This is a genomic window from Duganella sp. CF517 (assembly GCF_900110275.1).
In the GTDB taxonomy this organism is placed as follows: Bacteria; Pseudomonadota; Gammaproteobacteria; order Burkholderiales; family Burkholderiaceae_D; genus Rugamonas.
On sequence record NZ_FODC01000010.1, the window covers coordinates 22380 to 35592 of the forward strand.

Genomic DNA, 13213 nt, shown 5'->3' on the forward strand with positions numbered 1-13213 from the left:
GCCGTCGCCGCGTCACCAGGGCAACAGCTTGAGCAGCAGCGCCGACAGCCGGGCGCCGGCGTCGTAGCGGACGAACTGCTCGGCCACCTTGCGCGCGCAGGCCTTGGCGCCGGGCTGTTCGAGCAGGTCGATGGCGGCGCGGCGCAGCCCGTCCTCGCTCAAGCGGTCCGAGCGCAGCAAGGCGCCGGCGCCGCTGGCCACCACGCCGTGCATGTTCAGGTACTGGTCGAGGTTGCCGGCGATGCCCAGCACCGGCACGCAGGCGCTCAACGCCTGCTGGCTGGTCGGACTGCCGCCGTTGCAGACGACCAGGCTGGCGCGCCGGGCCGCCGCGATGCCCGGCAGGTAGGCGGCCACGCGCGCGTTGGGCGGGACCGCTTGCATGTCCACCTTGCCGGCGGTGGCGGCGACCACGCCGACCGGCAACGGCGCCAGCGCCTGCAACACCCGCGGCAGCAAGGCGCCCTGGCCCGAACTGCCCAACGTCACATAGACCACCGGCTTGTCGGCCGGCAAGGCGTCCCACCAGTCCGGCAACCCGGTGGGCGGCGACCACGTCACCGGCCCCAGATAACCATGCGTGGCGGGCAAATCCGTTGCCGGAAACATCTCGGGGATGTCGGCGTACAGCACCTGGTCGGCGTCGGTGTAGACGCGGCGCAGATCGTGGCCGAGCGGCGCCAGCCCGTACGCGCGCCGCACCCGGTTCAGCGGCACGCTGTGCAGGGCGAACGCCAGCGGGCGCGCCAGCTTGAACAGCCGGTCGGCGATCGCGATCGGCAACACGCGCGACAGGCCGATCGCCGGCACGCGGTAATGCTGTCGCACGTGGGGACTCCAGTAGGCGTTGATCACGCCCACATACGGAACGCGCGCCAGCCGCGCGCTGATCGACAGTGACAAGCGGAAATCGCCGATCACCACGTCCGGGCGCACCTGGTTCAACACGCGCAGGTCGTCTTCGACATAGCCGCGCAAGGTCGCCGCGTCGTACACCGGCTTGCCGGCGGCCAACGCGGCCAGGAAGCGCGCGCTGGAAATGCTGGTGATGCCCCAGCTGCGCACGTCGCTGCCCTTGAAAAACATTTCAAAGCCGGGCGCGCAGCCGATGTGGACGTCGTAGCGCCCGCGATCGAGCGTCGCCGCCAGCGCCAGCGGGCGGCCCACGTGGGCCAACGTCACCGCCTCCGCCATGAACAAGATCTTTTTTCGTTCCATATCGCCAGCTTGAAGTGTGGTATCCCGCGCGGTTCGCGTACGCGCAAACGTGCAGCCTTAGACCTAGATCAACATCGTCCTTGCCACATGCATATATTTTTCCTAGTGGCACTCAAGAATCGTGTGCCGCGCACCGCCCGCGTCGACGCCTTCGGCGCCCACTGTATCGTTGGGAACCGCCACGCGATGTTCAATTTCGAACGTTCCGGCCTGAGCCAGAAACTGACCATCATTTCCGTGCTGTCGACGGGCAGTGCCTTGATGCTGGTGTTTATCGCCTTCGCCGTCACCTCGGTGCTCAGCCACACCGACGACGAGCGCAAGCAACTGTCGTCGCTGGCCGGCGTGATCGGCAACAACAGCATGATCGCGCTATCGCGCGGCGACCGCAAGCAAGCTGAGCAGACGCTGGCGACCCTGGTGGCGGAGGACGACATCCTGCAGGCGGCGCTGTACGACGGCGACGGCAAGCTGCTGGCGCGCTACGCGTCCGGCCAGTTGCCCGACCCGCAGCAAGCGCCGCCGCTGATCGAGATCCCGCCGGCCGGGCCGGAGGTGCGCAGCGAACGCACCGGTCCGCCGTGGGCGCCGGCGCTGCGCCTGCTGCGCGACGTCCCGGGCCGCGACGCGCCCGCCGGCAGCGTGCTGATCGAACGTTCGCAGACGCGCATGTGGGGCGACATCCTGAAAAACCTGGGGGCGGCGGCCGTGGCGGCGGTGCTGTCGTTCATGACGGCGCTGCTGATGGCGGCGCGCTTCAAGGGCAGCGTGGCCGAGCCGGTCGGCAAGCTGATCGCGGCGGCGCAGCAGGTCAGCCGCGGCCAGCCCACCGAGCGCATCATCCACCAGCGCAGCGACGAGCTTGGCGCGCTGATCGACAGCTTCAACGACATGCTGGCGCAGGTCGAGGCGCGCGACGGCGCGCTGGCGCAATACCGCGACCAGCTCGAGCGCCAGGTCGGCGTGCGCACCGAGCAGCTGGAAAAGGCCAAGAACGCGGCCGAGGCCGCCAGCCAGGCGAAGAGCGCCTTCCTGGCCACGATGAGCCATGAAATCCGCACGCCGATGAACGGCGTGCTGGGCATGACCGAGTTGCTGCTGGCCACGCGGCTGAGCGAGCAGCAGCGCCACTACACCAGCATGGTCAAGCGCTCCGGCGAGCATTTGCTGGTGATCATCAACGACATCCTCGACTTCTCCAAGATCGAGGCCGGCAAGCTGACGGTCGAATACATCCACTTCAACTTCCGCGATTTGCTCGACGACATAGACAACGTCTTTTCGCCGCAGGCGCAGGCCAAGGGCATACGGCTCGAGCTGGCCATCGCCAACGACATCCCGGTGGCCATCCACGGCGATCCGAACCGCCTGCGCCAGGTGATCTTCAATCTGCTGGGCAACGCCGTTAAGTTCACCGAGAGCGGCAAGATCACCGTCAAGGTCGCCGTGGTGCAGGAGGATACGCAAACGGTCGGCCTGCGCTTCGAGGTGCACGACACCGGCATCGGCGTCTCGAGCGAGGCGCGCTCGCGCATTTTCGATTCCTTCTCGCAAGCGGACGGCTCGACCACGCGCAAGCACGGCGGCACCGGCCTCGGACTGGCGATCTCAAAACAACTGGTGGAGCTCATGGGAGGCACGATAGGCGTCGACCATGCGTTAACTCAAGGGTCGATCTTTTGGTTTGCCGTAAATTTCGATAAACCACGCGTCGATTTTGACGATCCTTCCAACACCAATTTGGGAATACGCGCTTTGATTGTTGACGAAAACCCCACCAGTCGCGCCGAACTGGAACGGCGGCTGACGAGCTGGCGCGTGCTCAGCACCAGCGCCTCGGCCACGCAAGCCTTGCAACAGCTGCGCCACGCCGCCTCGGCCGCGCAGCCCTTCGACGTCGCGCTGCTCGACATGGAGTTGCCGCGCACCAGCGGCCTGGCGCTGGCGGCGGCGATCCACGCCGACACCGGCCTGGGCGCCACCCGGCTGCTGTTGCTGAGCACGGAGCGCAACGCCGCCGACCGGGTCCAGCAGCGCGAGGCCGGGGTCGCCTTTCAACTGATCAAGCCGCCACGCGAGTGCGACCTGTACGACTGCGTCGTCACCCAGACCCAGATGCGCAGGGCCGAACCGGCGCGCCATGCGCCGCCGCCGGCCGCCCCGCAGAGCTTGCCGAACTTGCCGACCCCGCCGGCCCTGCCGGCCCGCTTGCCATCGTTCGCCCATGGCGACGAGCGGCCGATCCGCCTGCCGCATACGGGCGCGGCCTCGCCGGCCGCGCCGCCGCTGTCGACCTTCAGCCCGACCTTCAGCTCGAGCGCGGCGCTGCCGGCGCAGCGCGCGCGCAAGGGACGCAAGGTGTTGCTGGCGGAAGACAATCCGGTCAACGTCGAAGTGGCCAGCGCCATGCTTGAAGGCCTGGGCCTGGACGTCAGCCGCGCCTGCAACGGACAGGAAGCGTTGCGTTCGGTGCAGGCCGGCGACTTCGACCTGATCCTGATGGATTGCCAGATGCCGGTGATGGACGGCTTTGCCGCCACCACCGAGATCCGCCGCCACGAGCAACAGCGCGGCCGTTCGCGCAGCCTGCCGATCATCGCCATCACCGCCAACGCCCTGCAGGGCGACCGCGAATCGTGCCTGGCCGCCGGCATGGACGACTACCTGAGCAAGCCGTTCACGCAGCAGGCGCTGGGACAAACCATCGGCCGCTGGATCACGCTGCCTCGGGTGGCGCCCGCGCCCCAGGGCGGTGCCGCCGAAGCGCCGGCGCCGCCAAGCCCATCCGACGCGGCCGAAACACCGCGCGCCCCCGCCGCGACGCCCGACATGGCGGGGGCGCCGGTCGCGGCCGGCGTCGCGCCGCTACAGGAACCGCTGATCAACCGGCACGCGCTGGAAAACATCCGCGCGCTCAGCGCCAGCAACGGCGACGCGCTGCTCGAGCGGGTGCTGCAGGCGTATCTGGAAGACACCCCGACCCATTTGCGCACCATCAAGTCCGCCATCGACAGCGGCAGCACCGTGCAGATACGCAAGGCGGCGCACAGCCTCAAATCGAGCAGCGCCAACGTCGGCGCCGATGCGCTGGCGCAGCGCTGCCGGGAAATGGAACAGCTGGGCCGCAACGATACCACCGCGGGCGCCGCCGCCCTGCTCGATGATATGGAACGATCTTTCCAGGCCGTACGGCAGGCATTGGGAGCTATCCTGGAAAAGGAAATTTGACATGGCAACGCCCTTCTCCCCCAAGCGCGGTCTGGTGCTGGTCGCCGACGACGATCCCGTGATGCGCCTGCTGATGCTGGAAATGCTGGCCCAGGTCGGCCTCGACGCCGTCGAGGCCGAGGACGGCGTGCAGGCGCTGGCCTGCTACCAGAGCATGGCGCCGGACCTGGTGCTGCTCGACGTCGAAATGCCCGGCATGGACGGCTTCTCGGTGTGCCGCGAAATCCGCCGGCTCGAAACGCATTCGGTGGTGCCCATCATCATGGTCACCGGCGGCGACGAGCTCGAATCGGTGACCAAGGCCTACGAGGCCGGCGCCACCGATTTCGTCTCCAAGCCGATCAACTGGCCCATCCTCGGCCACCGCGTGCTGTACGTGCTGCGCGCCAGCGACGCCATCACCCGGCTGCGCATCGCCGACGCCCACCACCGCGCCGTGCTGGCGGCGATCCCGGACACCTTCTTCCGCATGAACAAGGACGGTTTCTATCTGGACTACGAGCAGGGCCACGAGGCCAGCAGCGTGTTCTCCAGCGACAATTGCGTCGGCCGCCACCTGAACCAGGTGCTGCCCGACGACATCGCGCGACACATGCTGGAAGAAGTGCGCACGGTGCTGGAGACCCAGCACATCCGCTCGCTCGACTACGAACTGCCGATCCCCGGCCCGGCGCCGCGCGTGCGCCACGGCGAGCACGCGGTGCCGTTGCCGGTGCGGCACTTCGAGGCGCGGCTGGTGGCCACCGGCCCCGACGAGGTGCTCGGCCTGGTGCGCGATATCAGCGAGCGCAAGCGCACCGAGGAACAGATCCGCCGCCTGGCCTACTGCGACAGCCTGACCGGCATCCCGAACCGGCAAGCCTTCCTGGAGACGCTGGAGGCGGAGCTGGCGCGCTCGCGCAAGGGCAACAAGAAATTCGCCGTGCTGTTCATGGACCTGGACGCCTTCAAGCGCATCAACGACACCCTGGGCCACGACGTTGGCGACCATTTGCTGATGGCCGTGTCCGAACGCCTGCGCGAAACCACGCGCCCGAGCGACCTGGTCTCGCGCACCGAGGTGGGCGGCAACAACCTGGCGCGGCTGGGCGGCGACGAATTCACCATTTTGATTCCCGACCTGGAACGGGTGGAAAACGCGCTCAACGTGGCGCACCGGGTCAAGGAAGCGATGCGCCGGCCGTTCCTGATCGAAGCCCACGAAATCTTCGTCACCGCCAGCATCGGCATTTCCTTGTACCCCGAGGACGGCGAGGATTGCAACTCGCTGCTCAAGTACGCGGACACGGCGATGTACCACGCCAAGAACTGCGGCAAGAACAACGCCAAGCTGTACAGCTCGTCGCTGACGATGCAGATCATGAGCCACGTCAAGCTCGAGGTCGGCCTGCGCAAGGCCTTGCAGAACGACGAACTGTATCTGCTGTACCAACCGCAGATCGACGTCGCCAGCGCCCGCATCGTCGGCGTCGAGGCGCTGGTGCGCTGGCGCCATCCGGAGCGCGGCGTGATCTCGCCCACCGAATTCATTCCGCTGGCCGAGGAGACCGGCCTGATCGTCCCGATCGGCGAATGGGTGCTGCGCACGGCGTGCCGGCAGGCGATGGCGTGGCAGGCGATCGGCAAGCAGCCGCTGCGGGTGGCGGTCAATCTGTCGGCCAAGCAGTTCAAGGATGAGAATTTGACGCAGATCGTGATGTCGGCGCTGGACGACACGGGTCTGCCGGCCGACTTGCTGGAACTGGAGTTGACCGAAGGCACGCTGATGGACGACGCCCGCGCCACCATGGTCACCCTGGAACAGCTGCGCGCCATCGGCGTGTACCTGTCGATCGACGACTTCGGCACCGGGTATTCGTCGATGAACTATCTCAAGCGCTTCGACGTGCGGGCGCTCAAGATCGACAAGAGTTTTATTTGCGGGCTGCCGCAGGATTCGGAGAACGCGGCCATCACGCGCGCCATCATCGCGATGGCGCATGGGCTGAAGATGGCGGTGGTGGCCGAGGGCGTGGAGACCGACGCGCAGCTGGTACTGCTGGAGGAGTACGGTTGCGACATGGTGCAGGGATATTACCTGGGCCACCCGTCGCCGCCGGAATCGATCACGCTGATGCTGAGCAACCAATGGGCGCTCTCGGCGCCGGCGGTTTAAGCCGGCGGCCGAATCAGGCCGCCTGCGCCGCCTGTTGGAACACCGACACGTTGTCCACCATCGCTTGCGCCATTTGCCGCAGCGCGCCGGCGGCTTCGGCGCTTTCGCCCACCAGCAGCGCGTTCTGCTGGGTGGCCTGATCGATTAACGCCACCGACTCGCCGATTTGGCGCACGCCCTCGGTCTGCTCCCGCGTTGCCGAGCTGATGTCATTCATCAGCAAACTGACGCTGCGAATCGCCGCCACCGCGTCGAGCATGGTGGCCCCGGCGCTACCGGCGAGGGCGGCGCCATGGGCGACGCAATCGGCGCTGGCGCCGATCAAGGTCTTGATCTCCTTGGCGGCCTCGGCGCTGCGCCCGGCCAGCATCCGCACCTCGCTGGCCACCACCGCGAAGCCACGGCCCTGCTCGCCCGCGCGGGCGGCCTCGACGGCCGCGTTCAGGGCCAGGATATTGGTCTGGAACGCGATCGCGTCGATCACCGTGATGATGCTGCTGATTTGCTTCGAGCTGCCCTCGATATTTTTCATGGTCGCCACCACCTGCCCGACGGCATCGCCGCCGCGCGCGGCGATTTGGCTGGCCCGGTTCGCCAACTCGTTGGCCGAGCAAACCATATCGGCGTTCTGACGCACCGTCGAGCCGAGCTGCTCCATCGATGCGGCCGATTCCTGCAAGGCCGACGCCTGGCGTTCGGTACGCTCGCTCAACTCGTTGTTGCCGTGGCTGATGCGCGCGGTGGCGCTGGCCAGGTCCTCGGCGGTCGAACGCACCGCGCTGACGGTTTCGTTCAGGCTCGACTGCATGCGCCGCAGCGCCGCCAGCAACTGGCCGCTTTCGTCCACCGATTCCACCGCGATATGGTTGTCGAGCTTGCCTTCCGCGATGCTGGCGGCCACCGCCACCGCCACCCTGAGCGAACGGGTGATCTGGATGGTGATCAGCCAGGCCAGGGCGGCGGCCAGCGCCACGGCGGCCAGGCTGCAGGCGATCAGCGCGTTCCGCAGCGTCTCGTAGGTCCGCCCGGCCTTGTCGATCATCTTGCGCGAATGGAGGCGCGTGTAGTCGGCATAGGCGACCGTCGCCGCGGTCAGGCGCGTCAGCAGCGGACGGCAGCGTTCGACGATGTCGGCGGTGGCGCCTGCCTTATCCCGGGAGAAAGCGCGCCGGACGATCTCCAGCGCGACCGGCCCATACGCGGCCTCGACTTTTTCGATGTCCGCAAACAGGCGGCGGGCCTGGTCGAGTTCACCGCCGTTCTGCTGCAACATCGCCTTCAACGCGTCCATGTTGCGGCCAACGTCGCGGTGGTCGCGTTGGACTTGCGCATGTTCGGCGGCCATGTCCTGCGGCGAAGACGCCAGGATCAGGTTGCGGGCGGAGATCGCGCGCCGGTCCACGGCAGAGCTGATCTGCTCGACCAGCAGCGCGCGCGCCTGCACGCCGTCGACATAGTCGACGAACTGCCGATTGGCGCGTGACAGCGCCAGCAGGGAAATGCCAACGATCAGCAACAATAGGACGATCAGCGCGCCAAAGGCCACGCCCAGCTTGTTTTTAACCGAGAAATTTTTAAACGAAAAACGGCCGCCGGTATGCTCCATGATGCTTCCCCTAAAGAAATTATTGCATGGCGACACCTTAACATGAATTTGGGAAATTTGATTAATGTGATTTTTGAAAAACCAAATAAATCAATAATTCATGAATCGCCTGCCGCGCCGTTCTTGGCTTTAAAAGCAATAGTGACAAAAAAACCCGCGCGCGGCGGGTTTAATCGATCGACGCGGCGCTCAAAGGACGCCGTCCCGCCTCATCGCGGCGATTTCGTCGTCGCTGTAACCGAGCGAGCGCAGCACCTCGTCGTTGTGCTGCCCCAGCGTCGGGCCGATCCACTGCGTGCGGCCGGGCGTGGCCGACAGCTTAGGCGAAATCGCCGGCAGCTTGACCGGCGTGCCATCGGCGAACTGGTGCTGCTCGAACATCCCGCGCGCCAAAAACTGCGGATCGGTCATCATGTCGCGCACCGAATAAATTTTCCCGGCCGGCACATCGGCCGCTTTCAGCACCGTCAGCGCGCTGTCGATATCCTGCGTCGCGCACCACGCCTGGATGGCGTCGTCGATTTCCTGCGTGCGCCGCACGCGGCCGTCGTTGCGCTCCAGCTGCGCATCCCCGGCCAGGTCGAAGCGTCCCATGGCCAGCATCAGCCGCTTGAAGATCGCGTCGCCATTGCCGGCGATGACGATGTTCTCGCCATCCTTCGTCGTGTAGGTGTTGGACGGCACGATGCCCGGCAACGCCCCGCCGGTGCGCTCGCGCACCACGCCGGCATGATCGAACTCCGGCACCAGCGATTCCATCAGGTTGAAGACGGACTCGTACAACGCCACGTCGACCATCTGGCCCTCGCCTTCCAGCCTGCCGCCGGTGGCGTCGCGGTGCCGCAACGCCATCATCGCGCCGATCACGCCGTGCAGCGCCGCCACCGAGTCGCCGATCGACACGCCCACGCGCACTGGCGGCCGGTCCGCGTGGCCGGACACGTAGCGCAAGCCGCCCATCGATTCGCCGATCGCGCCGAAGCCGGGCAGATCCTTCATCGGCCCGGTCTGGCCGAAGCCGGACAGCCGCACCATGATGGTGGCCGGATTGAGCGCCTTCAATTGCTGGTAGCCGATGTCCCATTTTTCCAGCACGCCGGGACGGTAGTTTTCGACGACGATGTCCGCTTCGAGCGCCAGTTGGCGGGCGATGGCGCGGCCGCGCTCGCTCTTCATGTTGAGCGTCAGCGATTTCTTGTTGCGCGCCTGCACCGACCACCACAGCGACGTGCCGTCCTTCAGCACCCGCCATTTGCGGATCGGGTCGCCGCCGTCGGGCGATTCGATCTTGATCACCTCGGCGCCGAACTCGGCCAGCATGCGCGCGCAGAACGGCCCGGCGATCAGCGTGCCCAGCTCCAGCACCTTGATGCCGGCCAAGGGGCCGGAAGACTTGGGGGATTTGGGATCGGTCATGTCGCCCTGCGGTCCAGCATCGCGCGGGCGATGGTGCCGGCGTCGACGTATTCGAGCTCGCCGCCGACCGGCACGCCGCGCGCCAGGCGGCTGACGTTGAGCCCGCGCGCCTTCAGCAACTCGCTGATGTAATGCGCGGTGGCCTCGCCCTCGTTGGTGAAATTGGTGGCCAGCACCACCTCGGTGACCAGACCGTCGGCGGCGCGCGCCACCAGTTTTTCCAGGTGAATATCTTTCGGGCCGATGCCGTCGAGCGGCGAGAGCCGCCCCATCAGGACGAAGTACAAGCCCTTGTAGGTCAAGGTCTGCTCGATCATCAACTGATCGGCCGGCGTCTCGACCACGCACAGCAGGCGGCGGTCGCGCTGCTCGTCGGTGCACATGTCGCACACCTCGTCCTCGGTGAAGGTGTTGCACAGCGCGCAGTGGTGCACGGCGCTGACGGCCTGGTGCAACGCGCGCGACAGCATGTCCGCGCCTTCGCGGTCGTGCTGCAGCAAGTGGAACGCCATCCGTTGCGCCGACTTGGGGCCGACGCCGGGCAGACGGCGCAGCGCTTCCGTCAGAAATTCCAGCGATTTGGACATATGCCCGGACCGAGCCCTTGCTTAGAACGGCATCTTGAAGCCGGCCGGCAGATTCATGCCGGAGGTCAAGCCGCCCATTTTCTCGGCGGCGGTCGCCTCGGCCTTGCGCACGGCGTCGTTGAAGGCGGCGGCGACCAGGTCTTCCAGCATGTCCTTGTCGTCGGCCAGCAGCGACGGATCGATCGACACGCGCTTGACGTCGTTCTTGCAGCTCATCACGACCTTGACCAGGCCGGCGCCGGACTGGCCTTCGACTTCGATCAGGGCCAGCGCTTCCTGCGCCTTTTTCATGTTGTCCTGCATTGCTTGCGCTTGCTTCATCAAGCCTGCCAGTTGGTTCTTCATCATGATGGAGTTCTCCGTGTTTGAATTAATAGGGATGTGATCGAGGATGTGAGCGAGGATATAATCAGCTCGGCGACGCGGCCAGGGCCGCCGCCGGAGGCACGATCGAGCCCGGCACGACCCAGGCGTCGAACTCGCGGATCATGCTGTTCACAAAGGGATCGTTGGCGATGGTCTCCTCGGCGGCCCGCTGGCAGGCCGCGCGGTGCGCCTGCGCCTCGGCGCTGGCGGTGTACCAGACGGCGCCCAGCTCGGTGTCGACGCGCACGGCGCGGCCGAAACGCTCGGTCAGCGCCACCGTCAGCTTTTCCACGTTGCCCTGCGTGCGCCAGGTTTCGATCGGCACGCGGACCTTGAAGACGACCGCGTTGCCGTCGAAACCGCATTCGATCAGCTCGGCCTGCATCGCCAGTTGCTGGGCCACGCCGCGCAACGGCAGCGCGGCGGCGACCGCCGGCCAGTTGCCGTCCCAGCCGAGCTCGGGCACCGGGGTGATGACGTAGGCGTACGGCGCCTTGGCCGGGGCCGGCGCGGCGCGGGCCGGCGCGACGAACGCCTGCACGCCATCGCCGATGCCATGGTTCGCCGGGGCCGGCGCGGCCGCCGGGCCGTGCGACGGCGCATACGACTGGCTCTGCGCGGGCGGCGCGTAGCCTTGCGGCGCCGGCGACGATTGCGCTATCGCGCTGTCGTCGGAAAATTCGGTGACCCACGGCGGCAGGTCGTCCTCGTCGTCGGCCTGCTGTTGGGCGGGACGGGCGGCGGGCGCGGCGTATTGCGGCGCGGCTGCGGGGGCTGGCTGCTGAATCTGGTGCAGCGGCTGCACGGCCTGGCGCACCGGCGCTTCCAGCACGGCGGCATCGCCACCCGAGGCCGAGGCCGGCGGCAGGTCTTCCCATGGCGCAGGACGCGACGGTGCGGCGGCCTGCGCGGCATTAAAATTTGCGGAGCCCCCCGGCGGCGCGTAGGCGGCGCTCGGCGCCTGAGGCTGGGGCTGGGGCTGAGGCTGCGACGGCGCCATCGCCGGCGCTGCGGCAGGCTCGGCAGCGGCTGGCGCTGGCGCCGATGGGGCTGGTCCGCCGCCATAGGCGCGCGCACCCGGCTTGGAGCCGGCGCGCGCCGCTTCCAGCGCGGCGTTCAAGGCGGCGCGGGCGGGACTGATCGGTCCCGACGGCGCGGCCGCCTGTAGCGCCGGGGCGGGAGCCGCCATCGGCGCGGGCGCAGGCACGGGCGCCGCTGCCGCCATCGTCGGGGGTGGCGCCGCATTCACTGGCGCGCTTGCCGGCGCGACCGCTGCGGGAGCCACGGCCGGTGCCGGCGCAGGCGCAGGCGCAGAAGCGGCCGCGGGCGGCTGCATCTCGCCACGCGCCAGCGCGGCGGCGGCGCCGGCGACCACCGCGGGCGGCGTCATGCTGGCGTGGTTGGCCTGCACATGGGAGGCCGCGCGCGCCGGCGGCGCGGCGGCGGCGCGGGCGGCGGCCACGGCCGCCGGACGCGACATCGCCGGCGCGCCCGCAGGTTGTCCCTCGGCACCGCCTACCCCGGGCCGAAAGGCCAGCATGCGCAGCAGGGTCATCGAGAAACCGGCGTATTCATCCGGTGCCAGGCCCAGTTCATTGCGGCCATGCACGGCGATCTGGTAATACAATTGCACTTCTTCCGCGTCGAACGCGGCGGCCAGGCGCACCACGTCGGCGTACTCGGGCAAATCCTCCGGCAACGCGGCCGGCACCGTCTGCGCCAGCGCGATGCGGTGCAGCAAGGTGCCCAGATCCTGCAGCGCGCCGTTGTACGACAGGCTGCGCGTGGCCATCTCGTCGGCCACGGCCAGCAGGTCGGCGCCGTCCTGCGCCGCCAATGCGTCGAGCAGGCGGATCAGATACGACTGGTCGAGCGCGCCGAGCATGCCCTGCACCGCGTCGAGCGTCACTTCGCCGGCCGCGTAGGCGATGGCCTGGTCGGTCAGCGACAGCGCGTCGCGCATCGAACCGTGGGCGCCGGCGGCCAGCAGGCGCAAGGCCGGCTGCTCGAAGGCGATGCCCTCCTGCCCCAGGATGTTTTCCAGATGGCCGATGATGTGGCCCGGCGGCATCTGTTTCAAATTGAATTGCAGGCAGCGCGACAGCACCGTCACGGGAATCTTTTGCGGATCGGTCGTCGCCAGGATGAATTTGACGTGCTCGGGCGGCTCCTCCAACGTCTTCAGCATCGAATTGAAGGCGTGGTTGGTGAGCATGTGCACCTCATCGATCATGTAGACCTTGAAGCGCGCGTTGCTCGGCGCGTACACCGCCTGCTCGAGCAGCTGCGCCATCTCGTCCACGCCCCGGTTCGACGCCGCGTCCATCTCGATGTAATCGACAAAGCGGCCCGCGTCGATCGCGGTGCACGCCTCGCACACGCCGCACGGTGTGGGCGTGATGCCGCCGTTGCCGTCCGGGCCGACGCAATTGAGCGACTTGGCCAGGATGCGCGACAAGGTGGTCTTGCCGACGCCGCGGGTGCCGGTGAACAGGTAGGCGTGGTGCAGCCGTCCGCTGTGCAGCGCGTGCGTGAGCGCGCGCACGACATGCTCCTGGCCGACGAGCGTTTCGAAGTTCTTGGGGCGGTATTTACGGGCGAGGACTTGATAGGACATGCTGGATTTTACCGTAGATA

At 67.5% G+C, this 13213-nt stretch carries 8 protein-coding genes; 2 read left to right on the forward strand and 6 right to left on the reverse strand.

Translation table 11 applies throughout. From position 1 onward, the window contains the following. Positions 1-12 precede the first annotated feature (12 nt). Entirely contained in the window at positions 13-1218 is a 1206-nt protein-coding gene (locus tag BMX85_RS28105; protein WP_090327198.1) for a glycosyltransferase, read from the reverse strand. Positions 1219-1404: 186 nt separating this feature from the next. On the opposite strand from BMX85_RS28105, the gene BMX85_RS28110 reads away from it, so the two are divergent. Both BMX85_RS28110 and BMX85_RS28115 read left to right on the forward strand, forming a co-directional pair. After that, the gene (locus BMX85_RS28110) at positions 1405-4446 is read left to right on the forward strand and encodes a response regulator (protein WP_090327597.1); all 3042 of its coding nucleotides are present in this window, start codon (positions 1405-1407) and stop codon (positions 4444-4446) included. Between the two features lies 1 nt (position 4447). Continuing rightward, complete coding sequence (locus tag BMX85_RS28115; protein WP_090327202.1) at positions 4448-6601, forward strand: putative bifunctional diguanylate cyclase/phosphodiesterase; 2154 nt, start codon at positions 4448-4450, stop codon at positions 6599-6601. A gap of 13 nt (positions 6602-6614) precedes the next feature. Here the strand turns inward: BMX85_RS28115 and BMX85_RS28120 are convergent, their stop codons facing one another. The 5 genes from BMX85_RS28120 to dnaX form a co-directional block, all read right to left on the reverse strand. Then, positions 6615-8207, reverse strand: coding sequence for a methyl-accepting chemotaxis protein (locus tag BMX85_RS28120; RefSeq protein WP_090327206.1), 1593 nt, complete (start codon positions 8205-8207; stop codon positions 6615-6617). 189 nt (positions 8208-8396) lie between these two features. Continuing rightward, complete coding sequence (locus BMX85_RS28125) at positions 8397-9623, reverse strand: CaiB/BaiF CoA transferase family protein (protein WP_090327210.1); 1227 nt, start codon at positions 9621-9623, stop codon at positions 8397-8399. Continuing rightward, the gene (gene recR / locus BMX85_RS28130; RefSeq protein ID WP_090327214.1) at positions 9620-10210 is read right to left on the reverse strand and encodes a recombination mediator RecR; all 591 of its coding nucleotides are present in this window, start codon (positions 10208-10210) and stop codon (positions 9620-9622) included. Before recR ends, BMX85_RS28125 begins: the two co-directional genes overlap by 4 nt. Positions 10211-10231: 21 nt before the next feature. Next, complete coding sequence (locus BMX85_RS28135) at positions 10232-10558, reverse strand: YbaB/EbfC family nucleoid-associated protein (protein WP_090327219.1); 327 nt, start codon at positions 10556-10558, stop codon at positions 10232-10234. Positions 10559-10619: 61 nt separating this feature from the next. Beyond that, the gene (gene dnaX, locus BMX85_RS28140; RefSeq protein ID WP_090327224.1) at positions 10620-13193 is read right to left on the reverse strand and encodes a DNA polymerase III subunit gamma/tau; all 2574 of its coding nucleotides are present in this window, start codon (positions 13191-13193) and stop codon (positions 10620-10622) included. Between the last annotated feature and the right edge of the window lie 20 nt (positions 13194-13213).

Coding starts and splice junctions, on each gene's coding strand:
- BMX85_RS28105 (WP_090327198.1), bottom strand. CDS start 1,218: ATGGAACGAAAAAAGATCTTGTTCATGGCGGAGGCGGTGACGTTGGCC.
- BMX85_RS28110 (WP_090327597.1), top strand. CDS start 1,405: ATGTTCAATTTCGAACGTTCCGGCCTGAGCCAGAAACTGACCATCATT.
- BMX85_RS28115 (WP_090327202.1), top strand. CDS start 4,448: ATGGCAACGCCCTTCTCCCCCAAGCGCGGTCTGGTGCTGGTCGCCGAC.
- BMX85_RS28120 (WP_090327206.1), bottom strand. CDS start 8,207: ATGGAGCATACCGGCGGCCGTTTTTCGTTTAAAAATTTCTCGGTTAAA.
- BMX85_RS28125 (WP_090327210.1), bottom strand. CDS start 9,623: ATGACCGATCCCAAATCCCCCAAGTCTTCCGGCCCCTTGGCCGGCATC.
- recR (WP_090327214.1), bottom strand. CDS start 10,210: ATGTCCAAATCGCTGGAATTTCTGACGGAAGCGCTGCGCCGTCTGCCC.
- BMX85_RS28135 (WP_090327219.1), bottom strand. CDS start 10,558: ATGATGAAGAACCAACTGGCAGGCTTGATGAAGCAAGCGCAAGCAATG.
- dnaX (WP_090327224.1), bottom strand. CDS start 13,193: ATGTCCTATCAAGTCCTCGCCCGTAAATACCGCCCCAAGAACTTCGAA.